The sequence below is a fragment of the Aquimarina sp. ERC-38 genome, assembly GCF_026222555.1.
Classification (GTDB): domain Bacteria; phylum Bacteroidota; class Bacteroidia; order Flavobacteriales; family Flavobacteriaceae; genus Aquimarina.
This window is the reverse complement of record NZ_CP098511.1, coordinates 473,794-499,305: the sequence shown is the minus strand read 5'-3', so window position 1 is coordinate 499,305 and position 25,512 is coordinate 473,794. Positions and strand designations below refer to the sequence as shown.

22 protein-coding genes are annotated in these 25,512 nt (G+C 34.3%); 6 read left to right on the top strand and 16 right to left on the bottom strand.

The window, feature by feature from the left end; all coding sequences use genetic code 11:
* Positions 1 to 14: 14 nt before the first annotated feature.
* The 4 genes from NBT05_RS02185 to NBT05_RS02170 all read left to right on the top strand — a co-directional run bounded on the left by NBT05_RS02185 (position 15) and on the right by NBT05_RS02170 (position 4,105).
* Positions 15 to 1,415 (top strand): peptide MFS transporter, encoded by a 1,401-nt coding sequence (locus NBT05_RS02185; RefSeq protein WP_265771787.1) that lies wholly within the window; start codon positions 15 to 17, stop codon positions 1,413 to 1,415.
* 166 nt (positions 1,416 to 1,581) lie between these two features.
* Complete coding sequence (locus NBT05_RS02180; RefSeq protein WP_265771785.1) at positions 1,582 to 2,124, top strand: thioredoxin family protein; 543 nt, start codon at positions 1,582 to 1,584, stop codon at positions 2,122 to 2,124.
* 244 nt (positions 2,125 to 2,368) lie between these two features.
* Positions 2,369 to 2,707 carry a hypothetical protein gene (locus NBT05_RS02175; protein WP_265771783.1) on the top strand — a complete coding sequence of 113 codons (339 nt, stop codon included), beginning with the start codon at positions 2,369 to 2,371 and terminating at the stop codon, positions 2,705 to 2,707.
* Between the two features lie 117 nt (positions 2,708 to 2,824).
* Entirely contained in the window at positions 2,825 to 4,105 is a 1,281-nt protein-coding gene (locus tag NBT05_RS02170; protein ID WP_265771782.1) for a serine hydrolase domain-containing protein, read from the top strand.
* Positions 4,106 to 4,111: 6 nt separating this feature from the next.
* On the opposite strand, the gene NBT05_RS02165 is transcribed toward NBT05_RS02170, so the two are convergent.
* The 5 genes from NBT05_RS02165 to surE form a co-directional block, all read right to left on the bottom strand.
* Positions 4,112 to 6,196 (bottom strand): ComEC/Rec2 family competence protein, encoded by a 2,085-nt coding sequence (locus NBT05_RS02165; protein ID WP_265771781.1) that lies wholly within the window; start codon positions 6,194 to 6,196, stop codon positions 4,112 to 4,114.
* A gap of 313 nt (positions 6,197 to 6,509) precedes the next feature.
* Positions 6,510 to 7,016, bottom strand: a complete 507-nt coding sequence (locus NBT05_RS02160) for a C40 family peptidase (RefSeq protein ID WP_265771780.1) — start codon at positions 7,014 to 7,016, stop codon at positions 6,510 to 6,512.
* Positions 7,017 to 7,018: 2 nt separating this feature from the next.
* On the bottom strand, positions 7,019 to 8,134 hold the full coding sequence (lpxB, locus tag NBT05_RS02155; protein WP_265771779.1) for a lipid-A-disaccharide synthase: 1,116 nt from the start codon (positions 8,132 to 8,134) through the stop codon (positions 7,019 to 7,021).
* Positions 8,135 to 8,179: 45 nt separating this feature from the next.
* Entirely contained in the window at positions 8,180 to 8,461 is a 282-nt protein-coding gene (locus NBT05_RS02150) for a hypothetical protein (protein ID WP_265771778.1), read from the bottom strand.
* Complete coding sequence (gene surE / locus NBT05_RS02145) at positions 8,454 to 9,239, bottom strand: 5'/3'-nucleotidase SurE (RefSeq protein ID WP_265771777.1); 786 nt, start codon at positions 9,237 to 9,239, stop codon at positions 8,454 to 8,456. The genes NBT05_RS02150 and surE overlap by 8 nt, the downstream gene beginning before the upstream one ends.
* A gap of 147 nt (positions 9,240 to 9,386) precedes the next feature.
* Between surE and NBT05_RS02140 the strand changes: the two genes are divergently transcribed.
* Positions 9,387 to 11,525 carry a carboxy terminal-processing peptidase gene (locus tag NBT05_RS02140; RefSeq protein ID WP_265771776.1) on the top strand — a complete coding sequence of 713 codons (2,139 nt, stop codon included), beginning with the start codon at positions 9,387 to 9,389 and terminating at the stop codon, positions 11,523 to 11,525.
* A 9-nt stretch (positions 11,526 to 11,534) separates the two neighbouring features.
* Positions 11,535 to 12,647 carry an ABC transporter permease gene (locus NBT05_RS02135; protein WP_265771775.1) on the top strand — a complete coding sequence of 371 codons (1,113 nt, stop codon included), beginning with the start codon at positions 11,535 to 11,537 and terminating at the stop codon, positions 12,645 to 12,647.
* Between the two features lie 26 nt (positions 12,648 to 12,673).
* Here NBT05_RS02135 and NBT05_RS02130 read toward each other — a convergent pair whose 3' ends face one another.
* The 11 genes from NBT05_RS02130 to NBT05_RS02080 form a co-directional block, all read right to left on the bottom strand.
* Positions 12,674 to 13,447, bottom strand: a complete 774-nt coding sequence (locus NBT05_RS02130) for a LytR/AlgR family response regulator transcription factor (protein WP_265771774.1) — start codon at positions 13,445 to 13,447, stop codon at positions 12,674 to 12,676.
* A gap of 5 nt (positions 13,448 to 13,452) precedes the next feature.
* Positions 13,453 to 14,460 (bottom strand): sensor histidine kinase, encoded by a 1,008-nt coding sequence (locus tag NBT05_RS02125; RefSeq protein ID WP_265771773.1) that lies wholly within the window; start codon positions 14,458 to 14,460, stop codon positions 13,453 to 13,455.
* Between the two features lie 7 nt (positions 14,461 to 14,467).
* Positions 14,468 to 16,834 carry an outer membrane beta-barrel protein gene (locus tag NBT05_RS02120; protein WP_265771772.1) on the bottom strand — a complete coding sequence of 789 codons (2,367 nt, stop codon included), beginning with the start codon at positions 16,832 to 16,834 and terminating at the stop codon, positions 14,468 to 14,470.
* Between the two features lie 325 nt (positions 16,835 to 17,159).
* Positions 17,160 to 17,375, bottom strand: coding sequence for a hypothetical protein (locus NBT05_RS02115; RefSeq protein ID WP_322874194.1), 216 nt, complete (start codon positions 17,373 to 17,375; stop codon positions 17,160 to 17,162).
* Between the two features lie 130 nt (positions 17,376 to 17,505).
* Entirely contained in the window at positions 17,506 to 18,759 is a 1,254-nt protein-coding gene (rodA, locus tag NBT05_RS02110; RefSeq protein ID WP_265771771.1) for a rod shape-determining protein RodA, read from the bottom strand.
* Positions 18,759 to 20,630 carry a penicillin-binding protein 2 gene (mrdA, locus tag NBT05_RS02105; RefSeq protein WP_265771770.1) on the bottom strand — a complete coding sequence of 624 codons (1,872 nt, stop codon included), beginning with the start codon at positions 20,628 to 20,630 and terminating at the stop codon, positions 18,759 to 18,761. Before mrdA ends, rodA begins: the two co-directional genes overlap by 1 nt.
* Entirely contained in the window at positions 20,627 to 21,133 is a 507-nt protein-coding gene (locus NBT05_RS02100) for a rod shape-determining protein MreD (protein WP_265771769.1), read from the bottom strand. Before NBT05_RS02100 ends, mrdA begins: the two co-directional genes overlap by 4 nt.
* Positions 21,126 to 21,959 (bottom strand): rod shape-determining protein MreC, encoded by an 834-nt coding sequence (mreC, locus tag NBT05_RS02095; protein ID WP_265771768.1) that lies wholly within the window; start codon positions 21,957 to 21,959, stop codon positions 21,126 to 21,128. Before mreC ends, NBT05_RS02100 begins: the two co-directional genes overlap by 8 nt.
* 270 nt (positions 21,960 to 22,229) lie before the next feature.
* On the bottom strand, positions 22,230 to 23,258 hold the full coding sequence (locus NBT05_RS02090) for a rod shape-determining protein (RefSeq protein WP_265771767.1): 1,029 nt from the start codon (positions 23,256 to 23,258) through the stop codon (positions 22,230 to 22,232).
* A gap of 43 nt (positions 23,259 to 23,301) precedes the next feature.
* Positions 23,302 to 24,834 (bottom strand): bifunctional phosphoribosylaminoimidazolecarboxamide formyltransferase/IMP cyclohydrolase, encoded by a 1,533-nt coding sequence (purH, locus tag NBT05_RS02085; protein WP_265771766.1) that lies wholly within the window; start codon positions 24,832 to 24,834, stop codon positions 23,302 to 23,304.
* 239 nt (positions 24,835 to 25,073) lie between these two features.
* Positions 25,074 to 25,508 (bottom strand): retropepsin-like aspartic protease, encoded by a 435-nt coding sequence (locus NBT05_RS02080; RefSeq protein WP_265773196.1) that lies wholly within the window; start codon positions 25,506 to 25,508, stop codon positions 25,074 to 25,076.
* Positions 25,509 to 25,512: the final 4 nt, after the last annotated feature.

Genomic DNA, 25,512 nt, shown 5'->3' with positions numbered 1-25,512 from the left:
TTTAAAACATACCTATGTCTACCATTCAAAAATCATCTACCGGAGAGCTATTCGGACATCCTAAAGGTTTATACATCTTATTTTTTACTGAATTATGGGAACGCTTTTCATATTATGGAATGCGAGCTTTATTTACCCTATTTCTAGTAGCTGAAACCACTTCCCAAAATCCTGGTTTCGGTTGGACAAATCAGGAAGCATTGGCTTTATATGGGTGGTATACGATGCTGGTTTATGTATCTTCAATTCCTGGTGGTTGGATTGCGGATCGGTTACTAGGACAGAAAAAAACAGTAATGCTAGGAGGTGCGCTTTTATGTGTAGGTCATACGGTACTAGCTCTAAACTCAGTTGTTTCCTTTTATATCGGATGCTTGTTTATCATTTTAGGAGTAGGTTGTCTAAAACCAAATATTTCTTCTATGGTAGGTGGATTGTACCGGGCTAAAGATGAACGTCGTGACCTAGGATTTTACATTTTTTATATGGGAATTAATATTGGAGGATTTTTAGCGCCTTTACTCTGTGGATATGTAGGTGAAAAAATAAACTGGCATTATGGGTTTGGTTTAGCTGCTATTGGTATGTTTATAGGTCAGATTGTTTATATCTGGGGTCAAAAATATTTGAAAAATGTGGGTAATCTAATTACTAAAGAAAATGAAGAAGAACGTAAAATCTTAGAAAGAAATTTGACTAAAGTAGAACTTGATAGAGTTAAAGTATTACTAATCTCATTTGTTTTAATTATTTTATTTTGGGCAGCTTTTGAGCAGGCAGGTGGGTTAATGAATTTATATGCCGAACAAAAAACTGATCGTAATTTCTTTGGATTGTTTGTAGTTCCTGCCTCTGTATTTCAATCGGTCAATTCATTTTTTATTATTACGTTAGCTCCAATTATCGGAGCTTTCTGGATAAAATGGGGGAGAAAAGGAAAAGAAACTTCTTCTCTATTTAAAATTGCAGTAGGCTTAATTATCATGGCCTTAGGATTTGGTTTTATGAGTATTGCTTCCGTAGAATATACTAATGAAGGATCCTCTGCTATGTATTGGTTAATTTTAGCTTATTTATTTCATACTATTGGTGAACTTTGCGCCTCTCCGGTAGCCTTATCGTACATTACAAAATTAGCACCTTTAAAATATGCATCGATTATTATGGGATTATTTTGGGCAGCTACAGGTATTGGAAATAAAATTGCCGGGTTAATAGGAGAAGCATCTCAAGATTTAGGAGAATTTGAAGTATTTACCGGAATCTTAGTAATCTGGACATTAATTGGAATTTGTGTAATTTTAATGTTGAAACCTTTAAAGAGATTAGCACACGGTGCTGAGGATATTGAACCTGACGATGAACGATTAGTAGCAGAGCGTTACGAATTAGGAGATAAAGAGGTTCAAAACTAATACACACTTTTATAAAGAAGCTTAAAATTGATAATATTTAATTTTATCAAAATTAAATATTCGATACGCTAATAAGGCGTAATGCTATAGTAACTAAAGAAGGTGTTTTGCTACTTTTAATTAAGGGAATAGTTTTTGTTTCGACTAATTGTAAAAGAAATTGAATATGAAAAATTTATCAATTGTTTTTCTATGGATTGCTGCTACGACCGCAATAAGCGCTCAGGAAGTTAATTGGATTTCAATGAATGATGCCCTGGAAGCACAAAAGAAAGAGCCAAAGAAAATTATAATGGATGTATATACCAGTTGGTGTGGTCCATGTAAATTGTTGGATAAAAACACCTTTCATAATAAAGATGTGGTAAACTACATTAATAAAAACTATTATGCGGTAAAGTTTAACGCCGAAGGGGAAGAGGTAATAGAGTATAATGATTTTACGTATACCAATCCTAATTACAATCCTAAGAAAAAGGGTAGAAATAGTCAACACTTTTTTGCCAATGCCTTAAAAATTCAAGGATATCCCAGTATTGTTTTCTTTGATGAAGCAGGGAATCTGATTACTCCGGTTACCGGATATAAAACACCAAAACAATTGGAAATATATCTGAAAATGGTGGCATCTAATGATTATAAGAAATTAACTACGGCAGACGCCTGGAAAACTTACGAAAAATCGTTCACTAATACATTTGTAAACTAGAAGTAGGTATTTAAAATAATTTTCTAATCACTAACTAATTATTACCTGGAAAAAGTGTAATATGATTTTTGGAATTTTTCCTATTATAAATGGAATATTTCCTTAAATTTGTATACTATCAAGCACTTTATCTTATAAGAGTGTTAAATGTTTATATGACTAAAATTAAAACGAAGTAGGTACATATGAAATTCACAACTTCAACGTTTAAATTGAGGTGGGTTTTGTAATAAAAACTGGAAAGATGGGTGGTGTAAATTATGAAATACAAGATCGAAATCTGGAATCCCGCAAACATACATTTGATTATAATTTTTGTAAGAAAAAATATAATGAATACGTAACAATGGGTAAAAAGAAATTCATTAAAAGTTTAAAAAATCCTCAAAAGCTAGGGGAAATAGGTCATCTATCCTGTTTTATTTTATGGATAAAAAATAAGGAAAGATACGAGTATCGGGATAGTTTAGGAGATTATGGTTTAATACATCTTTTATTTCACTGTGCTGAAAATAGTTCTTTTGCTGATAAGGAGGGAGGATATATTTTTCAACTGTTTAAAGAAGATATTGCACTTTTGTAATTTGTGTATTTTGTCGATTATTTTTGTTTTTTAACGGATTTATTTAATTATTTGTAGTATATTTGTCATGTTTCAATCAAATTATGTTAAGCTAATTACTAAAAGTGCCAACCCCAAATGATGAAGAAAGTCCCTGTATCCCTCTTGTTTCTCTTTTTAGGATTAATTATAATATTTCCCTTACTATCAGCAAAAAAAATTGGCGCTTTTACTGAAAAACAATCTACTATAGCCTTTTTAAAGAAAGAAAGAATTAAGCAGGATCGAGCTGAATTTTTACAACAAAGATTAAAAAACGAAATACAACGCTATTTTTATAAAGCAATTGCGAATAAAAGTATTGTAGGAGCCGCTGTGAGTATTGTACAATGTGATTCCGTACTATTAAAAGAAGGCTATGGTAGAAGAAAAATTACGGAACCTAAAAAGATTGATCATGCTACCGTGTTTAGATTGGGATCGTTGTCTAAAGGTTTTGCCGGAATTCTTGCTGGTATCGAAGTGGAAAAAGGAAATTTAAACTGGAATAGTAAAGTAGTTGATTTTATACCCAATTTTAAGGTAAAAGGAACCCAACGTACACAAAAGATAAATCTGACACACGTACTATCACAATCTACCGGGCTACCTTATCATAGTTTTACTAACCTGGTAGAAGATGGAGTAGCTATGCAAAAGGTTGCTAAGGAATTTGACAAGTTAAATTTTGTAGCGGAGCCTGGAAAAATATATAGTTATCAAAATGCCATGTATGCTATGAGTGGTTTAATGATTGAAGCTTCAGAACAAAAACCGTTGGCTCAGGTTTTACAAGAAAAAATTTTTGGTCCCTTACAAATGACTACCGCTTCTGCTACCTATAAAGATTTAATGAAGGAAGAAAATATTGCATATCCGCATCGTAAAAGATACGGAAGGTTTAAAACCAGGAAGATTAACAATAAATATTACAATGCGGTGGCTGCCGGAGGTATTAACGCCAGTGCAAACGATATGGCCAATTGGATGCGTTTTTTATTAGGGAGTAATCAGGAAGTATTATCTTCTCAGGGAATTCAAGAGGTTTTTCAACCTCAGGTTAAAATACCCGGAAAACATAAATATTATCAAAAGTGGAAAGGGCATCAGTCTTCCGCTTATGCCTTCGGTTGGAGGATACATAATTTTAAGGATAGAAAGACTAACAAAGTGTCAAAAGTGATTCACCATGGAGGTACCGTAAGTAGCTATCGAACAGAGATTGCTCTTTTTCCCGAAGAAGACTTAGGGATTAGCGTGTTATTCAATTGTACTACAAGATTGGCAAGAACAGTGATTCCGGATTTAAAGAAAATAGTAAGAAATGTATTAAGCACTCCAATACCGGAAATGGATACAAATACTCCTGCAATTTTATAATTTTTCTTATGGTTCAGAAGCTGGTAAAATATAAGCTCCCTTTTGATCTGTCCTATAAAACGCAATATTATGTGATCTGCATTTTTCTTCCCATTGATTTATAAAACTAGGATAGTTTGACCCGTCTGCAACTATTAGTGTAGCCTTTAAACTATCAATCATTCTTTTTAGATGAATCTTGGGATTATTACTTAAAAGCACAACATTATTTATAGTTCTATTAGATTTGGTATAGGTTCCGGTACTATCTACAATAAAAATAGAAGTTTGATTAAATTGATAGCTGTTTTTAAGAGAAGCCGTATCAATCTCCCGAAGTAATGTCTGATTTTGATAACCATTAATAAGAAATTTCCGGGTGGCAGAAGTTAAGAATTGATTTGAAAGTAATTTTAAACCGAAATTTTCATGAACTCCTAAAATAGTCTGTCCGTATTGATGAAAAACAATAAGTCTTGCTTCTGTTTGTTCCTTTATTTTTTTAGTAAAAATTAAAATGCAAATACAAAATACTGGGATCATGCTCCAATAAACCCGTTGATACTTTTCTATTATTAGTGCATACAGCAATAGAATAACAGCAACATAAACACAGATCATTACTTCAATCGGGAAGTAAATATGTTTAACAATCAAATAATCCAACGCACTAATTTTTTCTACAACTATATTCATCCAACCAATAAGGGTGTCCAAAATAGTAATCATAAATTGAGGTGCCTTATTTAAAAGTAATAAGAAAATAATCAAAAATCCATAACCAAGAATATACCCTAGAAATGGAATAATGATCAAATTACCAAACAAAAATGATAAGGGAAATTGATGGAAGTAATATAAGGATAAAGGAAAAACTAACATTTGCGCTGCTACGGTTACCGTAGTCACTTTCCAGTAAATTTTTACCACCCAAAACTTAGGTGTATAAAGCGTATACAGTTTAGGTTGTATCCAAAGTATACCAAAAACCGCTAAATAACTTAACTGAAAACCAATGGTAAAGATCCAGTTAGGTGCTAAACAAACGAGTAGTAATAAAGATAAAAACAGGTGATTGAATGAGCTGCTTCGATCCCTGAAAATTAAGCCTATTGATAAAAAACTGAACATAGTTACTGCCCTTACTACAGATGGACTCATCCCGGCAATAAACGCAAATGACCATAATCCGATAATACATAAAATTGTCTTTATATACCTTCCTGTTTTTCCGAAGCGGTTTAAAAAGAAAAAACAATATTGTAATAGATACAAAATAATACCTACATGAAGTCCGGAAACCGCTAGTAGATGGATAGTACCAGTATCTTGATAATTCTTTACCGTTTGAGAATCCAGTTCGGACCGATATCCTATACATAGAGCATAAATAACACCCAGGTTTTCTCTGCTGATCGTAGTTTTATCCAAAGCATTTCGAATACGGTTTCGTATCCGGTCAGATAATCGAAACACTCCGTTTTCAAAAGAATTTAACTTTTCCAGCGATCCGCAATCAGCTTGTAATACCTGGTACATATTTTTGTTTTTTAAGAACTGACCGTAATCAAATTGCCCTGGGTTAAGCGCTTTCGGTAATGATTTTACCTGTAGGTTGGCTATAAATTCATCTCCAATCAGAAAGGAAGAAGCGTCATCATTAATAGGAATTTGGAGTAGTGCATCTCCTGTGGTGGGATAAGTTCCAATTCTTAAAACAGAAACTTTAAATTTCTGATAAAAGTCAGAAGGTTTATACCTTTCTTTAAGCCGAAAGTAAACTGTTTTTAGGTCGCCGGAATCGGAGTGAGTTAAAAGATTTGTGTAATGAAGTTTATTTCGTAACGGATGGTGATACGTATAAAGTAAAAGTCCTATGCCAATAAAAAGATAGGTAACGCTTATTTTAAAATATAAAGTAGTAACAAAAGCCCTTTTAGTATACCACCAGCAACCTAAAAGAACACCCAAAGTGGAACCTACTAAAATGCATAGAATAGTAGGCGATAACTGTAGATGATATTGTAAACTAATACCTATTATTAAACTTACCGTTATCCATACCAAAGGAATATTAATAATTTGATATGTTGCTTTTATGTTCTCTTGCATCAAAAAAAAATTGAATGACCAAAAAATGCTACAAAATTAAGGGAAATTACAAAAGAAGAAAAACAGAATTTTTTGTTGTCGAATAAGTAAAGAATGAAGGACTTTTAGCTACCTTCCCTTTAGGAAGGGCTGAGGATGGGATTAATTTAAATGAATTAAATTTATCTACCCTATTTCAAACAAGAGCCTTAAATAATTATATAATATTAATTTTCAATAGTATAAGATTAGTTTTAATTTTTAATTCTAGAAGTGATAGTGATCTGCCCGTCTGCTGTCGGGTCTTGAATCTTTATTGTACATTAATGTATATCTATAAAATTCGTCTTACTTCGGCAAAAGCCTTGTTCCAGTAGGATTCATTAAGAGAAGATTCAATAACCCCTTTAGAACTGGAAGCATGTATAAATCGGATAGGATTTGAAGCATTCGTAACAATTCCAACGTGGCTTATCGTATTTTTTCTTTTAATAGTTTTAAAAAAAATCAAATCACCTACTTCAACTTTACCTAAAGAAACCTTGTTACCACGAGTAGCCATGGATCTAGAGGTACGGGGCAACTCTATTCCTTTTTCTAAAAAAGAAACATATACCAATCCGGAACAATCCATTCCCTTTTTGGTAGTTCCGGCATAGCGGTACTTAGTTCCTTTAAAAGTTTTAGCGTATCGAACGATAGCATCCGCTTTAGTTTCGCTTTTTGCAGCAATTACTCTTTCTTTCTTAACTTTTTTACCGGAACGAGAAGAAACCGTTCTTTTTTTACTTCCGCAAGAAAATGTAGATAAGACTAGTAAACATATAATTAAATAGCGCATGTTTAGGGGCGTATGGATTCTACAATCAAATTGGCAGTTTTATCACTAGCACCTTTTCCTCCTAAGGCTTTTTCCAAATCATAATAATCCAGAAACATTACTGCTCTTTTATAATCATCAACAATAATCTCTAATTCTTCTTTTAACCTACTGGTATTGAAATCAGCCTGAATTAATTCGGTAACTACCTTCTTATTCATAATAAGGTTAACTAGAGAAATAAAATCCAGGTCAATAATCCGTTTTGCAATTTGATAAGAAATGGAGTTTCCTTTATAACAAACCACCTCGGGTACTTTAAACAAAGCAGTCTCTAGAGTTGCCGTACCGGAAGTAACCAGGGCGGCATTACTTAGGCTTAACAGGTCATACGTTTTATTGTCTACCATATATACACCCTTTTCCTTTACAAATTGCTCGTAAAAAGAAGCATCCAGGGAAGGTGCACCTGCAATTACAAACTGATATTCCGGGAAAAACCTTACCACACTTAACATAATAGTAAGCATTTTAGTAACTTCCTGTTTTCGACTACCGGGTAAAAGTGCAATGATAGGTCGATCGTCCAGATTATTTTCTTCTCTAAACTGTTTAGGATCTGTTAATTCATGCTGGTTAATAGCATCGATTAAAGGATGACCTACAAAATGTACCGGATAATTATGCTTCTCTTCATAAAACTCTTTTTCAAAAGGAAGAATTACATACATCTCATCAACATTTCTTTTGATGGTCTTGATCCTACCTTCTTTCCAGGCCCATATTTGAGGAGAGATATAATAATGTGTGCGATATCCTTGAGCCTTAGCCCAACTTGCCATACGTAAATTAAAACCAGGATAGTCGATAAATACAATGACATCCGGGTTGAAACGGACAATATCTTTCTTACAAAGTGAAAAATTCTTAAGGATACTGAAAATATTTTTTAAGACTTCGGCAAAACCCATAAAGGCTAATTCTTTATAGTGTTTTACCAGCGTGCCACCCTGATCTTGCATTAAGTCTCCTCCCCAAAATTGAAACACCGCTTCCGGGTCTTCTTTTTTTAGAGATTTCATTAAATTCGAACCATGAAGATCGCCGGAAGCTTCTCCTGCCAGAAGATAATATTTCACAGTAGAAATTTTTGAAAATTCATGGTACCTTGTCTTTAAAATCCGTCACGAAAATTTACTGATTGCGATAGCAATAGCAGCAATAAGTGTTGCTAACAAAACCCCACGTGCACGATAAGGTCTGTTATTTTTCAAAAATAAGAAAAAAGCACCAAGATTTAGTATAGCTCCCAAAGCAATTAAAGTACCCAGAACCCCATTCTGATACGCACCCATAAGTGTTTCTTTTATAGTATAGTCAGAAAACAAAAGAATATATAGTAATATTCCTATGCTATTTGCCACAATACCAACAAGTAACCCTATACCAATTTCTTTTTTAATCATTAAAGTTCCAGTTATTTAAATTGTCTATAAATTGGTGCGCGGTAAGGTCAAATTGCGTCGGGACTACAGATACAAACCCATTTTGTAAAGCCCACTCGTCACTATCTTCACCAAGATCATCATTTATAAACTCACCGGTTAACCAGTAATATTCCCTACCCATAGGATTGGTTCTTTTATCAAAATTTTCTTGCCATCGGGCATTGGCTTGTCGGGCTACCCGAATACCTTTTATTTCGGATTTTGATAAATCCGGAATATTTACATTTAATACAATCCCTTTTGGTAAACCATTATGCAGTACCTCCTGAATAATTTTTTTAACAAAAGGTTTGGATGGCTTAAAATCAGCTTTCATACTATAATTTAAAAGAGAAAAACCAATGGCTGGAATACCTTCAATACCGGCTTCAACGGCAGCACTCATTGTACCGGAGTAAATTACATTAATAGCCGAGTTTGATCCGTGATTAATTCCGCTAATACATAAGTCAGGTTTACGTTCCATAATTTCCTGAGTAGCCAATTTGACACAATCTACGGGGGTGCCGGAACAGCTATATTCCTGATAAGTCGCATGCGAATCTATAACCACCGGGTCACAATATAAGGTATTATGGATAGTAATGGCGTGACCCATAGCACTCTGAGGACTATCAGGCGCTACGACGACAACATCACCAATAGTACTTGCCACTTGAATTAAAGCCCGTATACCCGGAGCCGTAATTCCATCATCATTAGTAACTAAAATTAGGGGTTTTTCTTTATCTTCCATAATTCGTAAAAATACATTTTAAAACCTGTTCGTTTCATAAATTTACGTGCTTTTCTACTTTTTTTAAAAAAGCTTGAGAAAGTTTGTAGTTGGCATGATTTTTATTGTATTTTAGTTGTTAACCCCCTTAGAAAAAAAACAAAGCATATGAAAAAGAGTTTTTGGGTAGCGATGCTTGCCTCAATAATTTCAGTAGCTTCCTGCAGCTTTACAACAAAACGTGATTTTGATGATCCTGATAAAGATCGTATTCTTATTGACCTGATAAGTTATGTTTTAAATAAAGGACATTATGATGCAAAGGCTATTAATGATGAATTTTCTAAAAATGTATTTAAGGACTTTATAAAAAATATCGATCCTTTAAAACGATATTTTTACGAATCGGATATTAAAGAATTTAAAAAATACGAAACCCTTATTGATGATCAGATTCGAGATAAGGAGATTATTTTCTTTGATCTTGTTTATAACCGTTTAAAAGATCGTATTGCAGATGCAAACCGACTTTATAAAACCATATTGGAAAAACCCTTTAATTTTGAATTAAAAGAGAAAATTAACCGGGAATTTGATGAATTGTCTTATGTTAAAAATGATGATCAATTAATAGATCGTTGGCGTAAAGATCTTAAATTCAATTCACTTTCTTATTACTATGATAAAGTAGAAGAACAAATTGATTCTTTGGCTAAGAACAAAGACTACAAGCGTAAATCAGCAGTAGTACTTCAGGAAGAAGCCCGTGATATTACCTTGTCCTCAATGAAAGATTATTTTGAGCTATTAGATGATTTAGAAAGAAAGGATTGGTTTTCAGTTTACATCAATGCTATTGTTGAAGAATTTGATCCGCATACTTATTATTTTGCTCCTCAAGATAAAGACCGTTTTGATATTGCTATGTCCGGTAAGTTAGAAGGTATTGGAGCCCGTTTACAGAAAAAAGATGATAATGTAAAAATCGTAGAGATCATTTCAGGGGGACCTGCCTGGCGAGGAAAACAGTTAGAAGTAGGAGACCTGATTATGAAAGTGCGCCAGGACAAAGAGGAAGAACCGGTAAGCCTTATCGGGATGCGATTGGATGATGCGGTGAGCTTAATTAAAGGTCCAAAGGGCACTAAAGTAAACCTTACCGTAAAAAAAGTTGACGGAACGTTTGAAAACATTCAGTTAGTTCGGGATATTGTGGAGTTAGAAGAAACTTATGCAAAATCTTCGGTAGTAAAAAAGGATAGTAAAGCTTATGGGATTATCAATCTTCCAAAGTTTTATTTTAACATGAAAGATTATAACCAGCGTAATGCCGCCAAAGATGTAAAACAGGAAATCGTAAGGTTAAAGGAGCAAAACATTGAAGGTCTTATCATGGATTTACGTGATAATGGAGGCGGATCTTTACAAACTGTTGTTGATATTGCAGGGTTATTTATCGAAAAAGGTCCTATTGTACAGGTAAAATCCAAAGGAGAATCTCCTGAAGTACTAAGAGATAAAGACAGTTCTATTTTATGGGATGGACCACTGGTTATATTGGTTAACGAACTTTCTGCCTCCGCCTCTGAAATTCTGGCAGCTGCTATGCAGGATTATAAACGTGCTATTATTATCGGAAGCCGACAAACTTACGGAAAAGGAACTGTACAAAATGTAATGGATTTGAATAGATGGATGCGAAGTAATGATTTTGGGGATTTAGGCGCTTTAAAATTGACGACTCAGAAATTTTACCGGGTTAATGGTGGTTCTACCCAATTAGAAGGAGTTAAGAGTGATGTGGTAGTTCCGGATCGATACAGTTATATTAATATTGGTGAAAAAGATCAGGATAACCCATTACCCTGGGATAAAATTAATCCGGCCAATTATGTATTATGGAATGGGAATATTGATTTTGAAAAAACCATTAAGAATAGTAAAAAGCGAATGGTTGACAATGCACAGCTACGTCTTATTGACGAGAATGCTATGTGGGTAAAGCGGAAACGGGATGTTAATGAATATTCGTTAAATTATCAGGAGTATAAAGCGAACATCGAAGAAAATGAAAAACAAGCCAAAATCTTCGATAAGATTAATGACTACGTAACTAACTTAAATTTTGAATCCTTACCGTATGAAGAAGAATTAATGCAAAAAGATGAGGTGTTAAAAGATAAGCGTGAACGCTGGCATGAAAGTTTAAGTAAAGATGTATATGTAGAAGAGGCAGTACACGTACTTGAGGATATGAAAATAAACAGTAAACCAAAGGCTAAAAACTCCTTTACATTAAAGAATTAATCCGAACAAATGACGGACATTGCTTCGGGTAGTACTTATCAAAAAGCGCTCCAACGATTTAGACAAAATCTTTGGGGCGTTTTAAGCTTTTGGTACATTGTTTTATGTGGCTTTATTACCATATTTGCTTATGTATTAGCGCCTGATGCCTCACAAAATGCAAATCAGATGCATTTATCCATTCATTCCAAACCTCCTGGTTTTAAAGTAAAAATGTTAACCATTCCATCTCAAATCAAAGTAGAGCAGAACTTCTTTGATCGTATTTTTTTCGGAAAAAAAGATTACTCGACGGAGCTTCCTATTATTTCGTATAAAACAACAGATAGCATGCTACAAGTTCAACCTTTTGTAGAAGGTTCGCTACAAAGTATGGAACGTACTATTCCTTTATCTGATTTTGGTGAAGAAGTAAATTTATCGATGATTGAAGAAAACTATCTTAACAACCGAACTTTTCTACTTGGTACCGATAAGTATGGTCGGGATCTATTAAGCCGGATGTTAATTGGTATCCGGATTTCCTTTTCTATCGGTTTTGTTGCCGTCTTAATTTCATTGTTACTAGGGATTACTTTAGGTGCCATAGCCGGGTATTTTGGAGGTAGGGTAGATGCGGTAATTATGTGGTTGATCAATGTCACCTGGTCTATTCCTACTTTATTACTGGTTATTGCCATTACGTTGGCTTTAGGTAAAGGCTACTGGCAAGTATTTATTGCAGTAGGTTTAACAATGTGGGTTGAGGTTGCCCGTATTGTACGCGGTCAGGTATTAGCCGTCAAGCAAATGCAGTATGTAACCGCTGCCAGAACATTAGGATATAATGACTTTCGTATTATTACCCGGCATATTTTGCCCAACAGCTTAGCACCTGTTATTGTTATTTCAGCAGCAAATTTTGCCGGAGCAATTTTAATAGAAAGTGGGCTAAGTTTTTTGGGTATCGGAGCCCAACCTCCTATGGCTAGTTGGGGTGCCATGATTAAAGATCATTATTCGTATATCATTTTAGGAAAAGCCTATTTAGCCATCATTCCCGGATTAGGAATCATGAGTTTAGTAATGGCGTTTATGTTGATTGGTAACGCTTTGCGAGATGCGTTGGATGTGAAGGGGTAGAATTCTTGAACTTACATTCAAATTATTTAACTTTCAATCCACTTTCTAAAACTTGCAGTAGTATTAGAACTTGTCATTACTTTATCTGGAACACCTTTCATTTTTAGCAATAATCTGTTTTTAAAATGGGTTTCTATAGATTCAATAAAGGTAACATTAACTACTTGACTTCTATTAATTTTAAAGAATGCTTTAGGGTTCAATTGATTGGATAACACACTTATTTTTGAAGATATTATATGACGACTGCCTTTTTCATCAGTTGCAATACAGAAATCTCCAGATGCTTCTATAAAACTGATATCTGATGTGTTAATTAATTGAATTCCATTCGGTTTTTTAATAACGAAACGTTTTTTGTATTCAATCGTATTATCAGAAAGTACCGTTTTTAGCTTTTGAAGGGTAGTGTTGTCCAGAATTTCTTTCGTATTCCCTTCAAAAAGAGATTGGTATTTCTGCAAAGCATTTTCTAACTCTTTTTGGGAATATGGTTTTAGGATGTATGAAATTCCGTAGGTATGAAAAGCTTTTAATAAGTAGTCATCGTATGCAGAACAAAATATAATAGGAGTTTTATTATCCGCTTTCTCAAATAAATCAAAAGAAAGTCCATCTAATAATTGAATGTCAGATAAGATAAGGTCATATTGATTATTATTTAAAAAATTTTCTCCTGCCGCATTTGTTCGAGCCCAGTCATGTTTCAATTTATTATTTAACGAAATTTCTAAATAGGATAATAGTTTTTGATATGCGGGAATTTCATCCTCTAAAATTAAAATTTTTAATGTTATCATCCTCTTTACGCACTTAATTTTAAAATGGGAATGGTTATTATAAATTCATTCGGGTGATCTTTGATAATAATATTTTGATCTGATAAAAGTTCATACCTTCTTTTTAAATTTTCGAGTCCGGTTCCTAGCGTCTCTTTCATATTATTTATATCAGATTTAGTATTTGTTACCGTTAACCATTCCTCATCTATAATTATTTTGCTCTCTATCTTTTGATGATGGCTGGCTTTGTTGTGTTTTACGATATTTTCTAATAAAGATTGTAAAGCGCTAGTAGGGATGTATTTATTTAGATTTTTTTTATTTTCAATAATTTCAAAATTATAATCCTCATAGAACCGTGTTTGAATTAAAAAAATATAATTTTCCGCAAATTGTACTTCCTTAGATAATTCCATCACTTCTGCTTCCTTAGTTTGAATCAAATACCTATAAATTAAAGATAGCCGGTTAATATACTCCTTTGCTTTTTTTGGGTCGCTATCAATTAAAGCATCCAAGGTATTTAAATTATTGAATAAAAAATGTGGATCAATTTGAGATCGTAATAATTTAAGTTCATGTTCTTTTTGTTCTCGTTTTATTTCAGAGTACTGGAGCTGTCCTTCATAATACTTTTTCCCTAATAATAAACCTAGAGGTAGTGAACTTTCTTCGGCCATTACGGTAATACTTATTCTACATAATTTCCAAAAGGAAGGGTAGATATTCCAGTCATTTTCTCCGGAGTAAAAATTAACAGTATAATCTATAAAGCCTAAAACTAACATAATAACTAAACCAAAAATTATAAATTTAAAATATTGTTTCTTACGAACTATAAAATTAGGTATAAGCCATCCCATAAATAAAAAAATAAAAATGAGTGCAGTAATAATATCTATAGGGATATCTAATAAATACTCTTTGATCAAACTATTAGCGTCATAATAGGTAAAAAATTGAATAAGGGCGGATACCATGAAATAAGCACCGAGAAGAATATAATCCGTTGAATTTATCTTGGTGTTCATACTTAGATTAATTTTTAGTACCTATTCTATCAATTTCCTCTTTGGATATTTCAGCTCTTTTATTACTTTTATTGAACTTTGATCCAAAATTATAACTAATTTGAAAATACACATTTCTTCGGGACCAATTACTGGTAATATCTGCTTCGATATTATCATAATTGATATTACCTAAAAACTCTCGATCCAAAATTTCTTCCCATTCTAAGGTTACTTTAATTTGGTTATCAAAAAATGATTTGCTAACGGCAAAATCAAGACCAGCAAGCCATTCATATTCAATTTGTCCTTCTAATCCACCTGAAGTATAGTATCCTGATATTTCGGAATTAATCTTAAATGGTAGTTCGTATTGAGCACTCGTGTACCAGGTCAAACTCCACTTAGATAAATCTAATTCTGGCAATAGGGATTCATCCTTGTAATTATTATGGTTGGCAATTATACCTGTGAAACCGTCTAATTTATTTATAAAATTTAAAGGACCAAACAATCTAAAACTCCAGTTTTCATTCTCCTGAATATTTATAACTGTCCTCGATGCGTCACCTGTATTATCGTTTTGATTTAAAATTTGAAATAATTGATCTGATGTGTTTTTATAACCTACCGTAAAAAAGGGTTGCTTATCATAGGTAAGGTTAAATTGCATACTATTAGTTAGCGCAGGTTTTAAGGTTGGGTTGCCAGCTTCAAAAGTGAAAGGGTCGTAATAATATACAAATGAATTTAAAGTATTATAAGCAGGCCTATTAATCCTATAGCTGTACGCGATATTCGCATCCAGGTTATCTTTTATCACATGACTGAAACTTACACTGGGGAACCATTTCGAAATTTTTCGGGTCAACGTTTGATCTTCGGTTATAGAAGTTCCTTGTGTATTGCTTTCTTCCCACCGCAACCCTAGTGAAAGCGTCCAGGTTTCATAATCCAGAACTAATTTGTTGTATACAGCAATGATATTTTCATCTATTTGAAATTGATTCGTTTGATCAGTATTATCAATAAAAATTCCATTATTATCTTGAATGAACGATAGCAGATTACTGTCAGAATCAACATCGGTATATTTAATACCTCCGCTCCATGTGATGTCTTTACTTATTTGACGTCGATAATCTCCTTTGTACGTTACTATATCAAACTTAGCACTTTGATTATATTCCTGATTTCTAAATGTAATACCGCTATTTCCAATCCGAAATAATTGATTAATATCTTCAGAACTGTAATTTACATAATTGAGATCTAAAACAATTTTATTTTTATCATCATCGTATTCCAAATAGGGATTAAAGGTATAATTACTCCAATTACCATCTAATGCGTTGTTAGTAACTAGCTTTTGGGATGCAGTTTGATTACTAATAGTTGTTGTATTTTTTGTTTCTCTTTTTGACTCACTTTGATTGGTAGTAATATTAGCTCCGATAGTCGTCTGCTCATTGATATAATAATCCAGTCTACTGCTCAAATTAATACTTAGAGGGTCAAAAGGGGATATAGAAACTTGATCAAATCGCTGATCCCTAACTTTTCTGGATATAATTAAGTCTTCTCTCCATGCATTTTTATAGTATCCGGCATTTACCTGCCAGTTCAATTGATTCTCATAATTAGATAAGGATGCCCTTGTTGAATGTAGCCAATCGTTATCATAACCTACCAGTTGCCGGGCATTACCGTTGATCCCAAGGTTAACATTTTTCTTTAATATAATATTAATTAAAGGTCCTGTACCCTGGGCATCGTATTCTGCTCCGGGTTGCTGGATAAGTTCGACCCTGGCAATATTATCTGAAGGCATTTCTCTTAGTAAGGAGGTCACATCCATAAAATCAGTTGATTTGCCATTGATTAGTATTCTTAAATTACTTTGTCCCGCGTAGCTAAGAGTATTATTAGTTACGATAACACCTGGGATCTTCTTCATTACATCCTGTAAATTTGAATTTATAAGCTGAGAATTTTCTATATCTACGATTATTTTTTCTGCGGTTTGTCGGATTATTGGTTTTTTAACAGTAATCACTACTTCATCTAATTGTTCGAATACTAAGATAAAATTTAATTCAACTAAAGGTATGTTTTTATCTAACACCTTAAATTCGGAGGTTTTAGTTTCAAATCCAAGCATAGAGACCTGAATTTTATAATTGCCTTTTGGCAGATCCGAAAAAATATAGCCACCCTCGGTACTGGTAGCCATTGCATTCACTGGGTTTTTATTTTGATTTTGGTAAAGTATGACATTTGCAAAAGGTAAGGGTTGCTTGTCCATATCAGTAACTGTACCTTGAATCGCGTACTGCCCTAAAACTGGGTTTAACTTTAGTAAGAGTATGAATGTAATAGAGATAAATGATCGCATTTCTAATTAAATTAATTTTCAACGAAAGTATAAGGTCACTAACTATGTAGAAAGGGCTTTCCGTGCAACCGGGTTTATTTTCAGTTAAAATGGTAAAAAGTTTCGTTAAAGAATTATTTTAAGTTTTGCAGTTTTTATTATTTCAAGGAGATTGCATAATAAAAAAGCCGTTTCAACTGAACTGGTATTGAAAAAGCTTGTTCTAGAACTAGATAGCGTATGACGATTTTTCATTTATAATTCTAGAACAGTTATTACATATTGAAACCTAAAAAACATGTAAAATGTTATGTAATACTTATCTTATTCTGCTATAAATAAAAAACTATTCATTCTGTTTTTTTCTAATTAGTGTTTGGTGGGTTCCTTGTTCTACGAGATTTCCTTCGGATAACATAATAATTTGATCTGCGTTTTGAGCGGTACTCAATCTATGTGCTATAATTACAATAGTTTTATTTTTAAATAATCGTTTTAGATTATTATGATTTTCTTTTTCGTTTGTTGCATCCAAGGTAGAAGTAGCTTCATCTAAAACCATATATTTTAGATTTTTATAGGTTGCTCATGAAATAAGAATTCGTTGTTTTTGACCACCTGAAAGATCATTGCCGCCTGCACTAATTTTTATAAATTCTTTTAATGCTAGGGTAATTCCAAATTAAAAAAACCTACCACTCATTTACCCGATTCGCATCTAATTTAATAAAAATAAAAAGTAATAAAGTGAATCCCCAAAGTCCGGAACCTCCGTAGCTGAAAAAAGGGAGGGGGATACCCACTGTAGGAAATAATCCGGTAACCATCCCTACATTTACCGCAAAATGTATAAATAACACCCCTACCACACTGTATCCGTACACCCGGCTGAATTGGGATTTTTGACGTTCGGCCAGGTAAATCAGACGCATCATTAGACTAACAAATAGTAAGATTACAGAGGTGGCTCCTAAAAAGCCCCATTCTTCACCCACGGTACTAAAGATATAATCGGTATGTTGTTCGGGAACAAAACCTCCTTTGGTTTGTGTACCTTCCGTCCAGCCTTTACCTAGCCAACTGCCACTACCAATGGCAATTTCGCTTTGGTTGGTATTGTACCCAATTCCTTTAGCATCTACTTCTTTACCTAAAACAATATTAAACCGGTCCCGGTGCCGTTGTTCAAAGACGTGGTTAAAAATATAGTCCACTGAAAAGCAAAAGGCGACAATGACTAATAAAGTCCCTGCAAAAACAGCGTATTTCGGACGTTTTTTTCGTTGGACAAATAGAACAATCCCCATAAGTAAAGCAACTCCACTGACCACCCAAACCGGGGCAATAAGTAAAGTAAGTACAAATAAAATACTGGCAGAAGCTCCAATAATTAAATACATAGCAGCCAAACCTTCCCGGTATAACGGAAAAAAGAAAGCAGCGTATACTAAGGCACTTCCAGGATCAGGTTGCGGTATGATAAATAAAGCAGGTAGGGCTATAATCAAAAATGCCCTAAGTTGATGATTCATTAGTTTTAAGTTGGTTTGCAAGTCACTTAAAAACTTTGCCAGAGCTAGGGCAGTTGCAGCTTTAGCAAATTCTGAAGGTTGCAAGCTCATAAAACCTAAATTATACCAGGAAGTTGCTCCGGAAATGGTTTTTCCAAATACAAAGAGTCCGAGGAGAGATAGTAAAGAAATGACATAGATCAATCCGGCAAAACGTTCAAAGAATTTTGCTTCAAGTGCCATGATCATAATAATCATGGTAATACTTAAAACGATCCAATAGCCTTGTTTTACGGCTACCTGTGAAAAATCGGTAATGGATAACTCCTGATCTCCGTAAGAAGCAGAGTAAATATTTGCCCACCCGAATAATACCAATGCCAGAAAAAGTAAGATGGCAACCCAATCAACAGAGGCTACTGTAGATCTTGACATTATTGGTTGATTTTAAAAGGTTCCCCGCTAAGAGGTTTGGCATATTCTTCTTCTAAGGAATGACTAAATACCCAGTCTTCCAGGTCGGTACGTTCAATCTTTTCTTTTAAGTATTTTTCAATCATCAAGGTAGCCATCCTACCTGCGTATTTTGAACCATAATGTCCATTCTCTACGAATACTGATAAGGCAATTTTAGGATTATCTTTGGGAGCAAAAGCAATAAAGACCGAATGATCCGTTAACTGTACCCGTTCGCCATCAATTTTAGTAAAATTCTCAGCCGTTCCTGTTTTTCCACAGATATCAATACCGGGGGATTGTAAAAAACTGGCTGTACCTTGTGTAAATACTTGGTGCATCCCTTCTACCACCGGTTCAAAATGTTTTGTATCAATGGTCGTATACTTGGGTTGCATATAATTCGGGTCGGTGATCGGTTTTCCTTCTCTCTTTTTTAACATATGCGGAGTGATATAATAGCCACGATTGGCAATAGCAGCCGTCATATTTGCCAGTTGTAAAGGGGTAGCCAGGACTTCCCCTTGTCCGATAGAATTAGAAATAGTATTAGTGGCAAACCATTTATATTTTGGGTATTGGTACACCTTATCATAATACTTGGCGGTAGGTACTTTTCCTGAATTTCCGGTAGGCAAGTCGTTGTTTAAAAAATTACCAAGCCCAAAACTTTCTACATGCTTTCGCCAGGTTTCAATACCTTCCTGCGGAGTATCAAATTTATTAATAATTCGTAAGTATACATTGGCAAAATAAGCATTACAAGAGTAAGAAATTCCCGGAATCATATTTAAAGGACTACGATGCGAATGACACCCGAAACGCCTTCGGCTTTTACCGTAATAATACCCGTTACGGCAACTAAAACGATCCTCGGTGGTTACTACTTCTTCCTGTAACCCAATCAACGCATTAATGGTTTTAAATGGAGACCCTGGTGGATAGGCTCCCTTGACACCTCGGTCAAAAAGGGGTTGCGCAATAGTATCGTAATACATTTTAGTAAAATTAGGAGACCGTTTTCGTCCCACTAATAATTCCGGTTTATAGCTGGGTGCGGTAACCATTGCCAGAATTTCGCCGGAGGCCGGTTCGATAGCAACAATACCCCCTCTTTTCCCCTGCATTAATTTTTCGCCGTAGGCTTGCAGATCAATATCTATGCTAATGGTTAAATCATTTCCGTTGACCGGCAAGGTGTCAAATTTTCCATCTTTATAAGGACCAATGTCACGGTTAAACCGATCTTTTTGAATACGTTTAACTCCTTTAATACCGCGTAGTTCATTTTCATACTGTTTTTCGACACCACTCATTCCAATTAAATCCCCGGATAAGTAATATGGATTTTTACGGATCAAAGCTTCGTTAACTTCACCGATATAGCCTAGTACATTAGCAGCATTTTCGGTTTGGTAATCCCTTAGTGAACGTTTTTGAATGTAAAAACCGGTAAATTTTCGCATTTTTTCCTGTAAATAGGCGTATTCATCTTTAGTTAATTGAGGAATTACTACCGAAGGCACACGTGGAGAATATACGCTGGCTTTTTTCAGTTGTTTAAGTAAACGTTCTTTAGTAATCCCTAAAATTCCGCAGAATTCCAAAGTGTCAAAAGCTTTGACTTCCCTGGGAATTACCATAACATCGTAAGAAGGTTGATTGGTCACCAATAATTTACCGTTTCTATCATAAACAGCACCTCGTTGCGGATAGTCATAAATCATTTTGATTGCATTATCTTCAGACAATGCTGCAAAAGAAGTATTTAAAACCTGTAAATAAAATAGACGGGAAACAAATATAAGTCCGGTAGATATAATAATCAGATACAACAGCACCTTTCTCATGAATCTTTCTTTCTAAAAAATATTAAAATTATAGTGATAACAACACTGGATAATATACCTGAAAATAAGGTTTTTTTAGCAATTTGAAGTATATGCGCAATGTTAAAATATTCAAGAGAGAAAAGAATAATATGATGTATGGAAACCAGCGCAGCTACATAGGTGAATAAAGGTACTAATCCTACCCGACTCAATTTCATGGTTTGAAATTCATAACTTAACCCAAATACCGATCGTAAAATAATTGGCCTACTAAAAGCCGTCGACACACAAGCTGCAGCATGCACCCCCCCGGAATCTCCAAACATATCAATACTCAACCCTAGTAAAAAACTGACAAAAAGAAACAAACTTTTATGAGTATTAAGAGGAGCTAGGGCAATATAAATAATGTAGATATAAGGATTAATATATCCTAAAAAATTGATATGATTGAATAGTATTACTTGAGCTAAAACTAGTGCTACAAACCTCGAAATATAGAGTAAAATACTATTATTCATTCCCTACAGACCTTTCTAATTGATTAATTTCAGGCTTATCTGCATTTTTGATGGCATATACAAACCCAATATCCGTCATATCATTAAAAAGCCGGATATTAATTAAATAATAGCTTTGGCTTTGATCCAATTCAAAATTTTCAATAGTACCGATACCAATACCCTTAGGAAAAATAGTAGAACGTCCATTGGTTATAATCGTGTCTCCTTTTTTTAATACCGCTTGTCGCGGAACTGTTTCCAACTGAACAATATTTGGGTCCATACCGTCCCAAATTAAAGAACCGTACTGATTTGAATTTTTTAAACCAGCATTAATCCTGGAATTACTATTTAAAATAGAAAGTACCCTGCTGTAGTTAGCTGAAGTATTTTCTACAATTCCTACAATGCCTTTGTCAGTAATAACTCCCATATCTGGTAAGATACTATCGTTTTCACCAATATTAATTAGTAAGTAATTGTCTTTTTTATGATAATCGTTTTTATAAACATATCCGCGATAAAAAGTATAAGGTCTATCAAAGCTAATGGTATCTACCTTACGTGTAGGTATTGTATCATAAGTAGTTTGTAATTGTAATAATTGATTCCTTAAATATTCATTTTCTTCCAGTAAACGTTTATTTTCACTATCTAGCCCAAAATAATGACTTACATGGTAGCGCCAACCGTATAAACCCCCGGTAAAAAAGTTGGTAGAACTAATTACCTTACTACGGTGATAGGAATGTGATTGCACGGTAAGGATAAAAGATATTAAAAACAAAAAACAAAAAAGTAAGAAATTTTTATTTCGAACTAAAAAGTTTATGATTTGCTGCATAAGGGGAAGTAGGTTTACAGAGGTTAGTTCATCATATTTTTATTTTCTTTTTATTTGGGCTTCGAGGGCCTCAGCCCTCTCGTTTATCGTTTTTTACTCGTGCTTTGAGGACTGAGGGACTCGAAGTCCTCTTTTGTTTTTTATTCGTGCTCCGTGGGCTGAGGGACTCGAAGCCCTTCTTCACTATTTACACTAACATTCCGCTTCCTAGCATTTAATACTATTCACTTTGTACTTCATACAAAAAACAATTAACCATCAACTAACTCATTACTTAATCAACACACTCTTATACCTGCTTAGATTCTTTAAGGTAATTCCGGTTCCGCGTACTACGGCTCTTAACGGATCTTCGGCAATGTATACGGGCAGGTCTGTTTTTTGAGACAATCGTTTGTCCAGTCCCCGTAGCATAGATCCACCACCGGCTAAGTAAATTCCGGTATTATAAATATCCGCAGCTAATTCCGGTGGGGTTTGCGATAAGGTTTCCATTACCGCATCTTCAATTCGCAGGATTGATTTATCTAGTGCCTTAGATATTTCCCGATAGGATATCTGAACCTGTTTGGGTTTTCCGGTCAATAGATCCCGGCCTTGTACACTCATATCTTCTGGCGGGAGATCAAGGTCTTCTGTAGCAGCTCCAATCTGAATTTTAATCTTTTCTGCCGTTCGTTCTCCCACATAAAGGTTGTGCTGAGTTCTCATGTAGTAAATAATATCATTGGTAAATACGTCACCTGCAATTTTTATAGATTTGTCACAAACAATTCCCCCTAAAGCGATGACAGCAATCTCCGTAGTACCTCCACCGATATCTACAATCATATTTCCTTTGGGCTGCATAATATCAACCCCAATACCAATGGCGGCTGCCATAGGTTCGTGTATCAGGTACACTTCTTTTCCGTTTACCCGTTCCGCACTTTCTTTTACCGCACGCATTTCCACTTCAGTAATTCCGGATGGTATACAGATAACCATCCGTAAAGCAGGAGTAAAAATTTTCTTTCGTAACGCTGGTATGTCTTTGATAAACATACTAATCATTTTTTCACTGGCATCAAAATCAGCGATAACTCCATCCTTTAAGGGTCGGATCGTTTTAATGTTTTCATGGGTTTTTCCTTGCATCATGGCTGCTTCTTTCCCCGCTGCTATAATTTTTCCGGATACAATATCACGGGCAACGATAGAAGGGCTATCTACAACAACTTTATCATTATGGATAATTAAGGTATTTGCGGTACCTAAGTCAATGGCAATTTCTTCGGTAAAGAAGTCAAAAAATCCCATAAAAAACGTTAAAAGGGGTTAGAATTTATAAATGTACTAAAAATTAATGTTTAAAATGGCGTGTTCCGGTCATTACCATGGCCATTCCGTTTTTATTGCAATATTCAATACTTAATTCGTCTTTAATAGAACCTCCGGGTTGTATTACCGCCTTTATTCCCGCATTATCTGCTAATTCCACACAATCCGGAAAAGGGAAAAAAGCATCACTAGCCATAACAGCTCCGTTTAAATTAAAGTTAAAAGAACCTGCTTTTTCAATACTCTGTTTAAGGGCATCCACACGAGAGGTTTGTCCGGTACCACTGGCTAATAATTGCTTATTTTTTGTAAAAACAATGGTGTTGGATTTGGTATGCTTACAGATTTTAGAGGCAAATAGTAAGTCTTCAATCTGTTCAGGGGTAGGAGCTGTCTCCGTTACTACCTTAAGATCTTTTTTTGTATCTGTTTTTAAATCTTTATCCTGAACCAGATACCCGTTTAAACAAGTTCGAACTTGTTGCGAAGCAAAGTTGGTGTTTTTAAGGACTAATACTATCCGATTTTTCTTTCCTTTTAAAATATCTAAAGCTTCCGGACTAAAAGTAGGAGCGATTACCACTTCACAAAATAACGAATGAATTTCGTTAGCCGTTTCTTTATCAATCTCGCTATTACTAATTAGAACCCCTCCAAAAGCTGAAACCGGATCACCGGCCAGTGCATCTTTATATGCCTGTAAAATAGTTTTGCGTTGGGCCAGTCCGCAAGCATTATTATGTTTAAGAATAGCAAAAGTAGGTGCTTCCTCTTTAAATTCTAGCATTAATTGTACAGCGGCATCTACGTCAAGTAAGTTATTGTAAGATAATTCCTTACCATGTAATTTCTCAAATACTTCATCAAAATTACCAAAGAAATATCCCTTTTGATGCGGATTCTCTCCATATCTTAAAACACTTCCGTTAGATTCACTTATCTTTAAAGTGTTTTCTTCCTGTTCGCTATTAAAATAGTTAAAAATTGCCGTATCATAATGAGAAGAAACCTGAAATGCACGAGTGGCAAATTTCTTTCTATCGGCTATAGATATTTCTCCATTACCTTCTTCCAGCACCCTTAGAAAGTCTTTATAATCATTCATTGAAGAAATACAGGTAACGTCGGCAAAATTTTTGGCTGCTGCCCGAATTAATGAAATACCTCCGATATCAATTTTTTCAATAATATCCTGTTCCGAAGCACCTGAAGCAACTGTTTTTTCAAAAGGGTATAAATCTACAATGACAACGTCTAATTGCGGAATTTCATATTGCTCTAATTCAGCGATATCACTATCATTATTTTGACGGTTTAAAATACCTCCGAAAACCTTGGGATGCAAAGTTTTAACTCGTCCACCCAATATAGAGGGATATGAAGTAATATCCTCTACAGGTACGACGGGAATATCTAAATCTTTAATAAACTGTTCAGTACCTCCTGTAGAATACAAGGTAACACCGAGTTCATTTAATTTTTTAACAATTGGTGCTAATCCGTCTTTACTAAAAACCGAAATCAATGCAGAAGTTACTTTTTTTGAAGTATTCATGAACTATTTTGAGTTAGAAAGCGCAAAAATAGTAATTTAGATGAGTTTGTAAAGCACGCAGGAAGTAGTTTTTATACCTTATATAAAAGTATGTTGAGTGAAGTGTTCCAAACCTACAAGTTTACTTTTGGCCGGTCAGTAATTTCACAGCGATATTTTAGGTTTTATATTTCTAAATGTATAGTAAGATGTTGGGAGCTATTTTCTTTAAAAATTGTACAGTATTTACGTTAAGTGGATTATTTAAGATATAAACAGGTACGTTCGTAATCAATAATGGCTTTTCCTCTTTTAAGAATGTCCGCACCGATAATTCCATCTACAGGTTCCGCTTCATGGGTGATTAATGCGGTATTAACATGGGTTAGATCAAAAAGGACTAAGGGGATATTTTTTCGAGACCATAATTGTATTCGAATACTGTTTTTTTTAGATACTTGTGTAAGCATATCCGTTGCTCCCGCCCCAGCAGCTTTAACATCACTATCTTGAGCAAAAAGATCAAACTTCTCAATAGCATCAAAGCCTACACAAGAATTGGAAGCTCCGGTATCCAGGATAAAATTACCTTCGATTTCATTGATTGTTGCTTTTACTTCAAAATGATTGGTTTTAGTAAAAGTTAGCGGAATTCTATGGTATTTCTTTTTAGTAAGTAATTGGCGTATAGACATATTC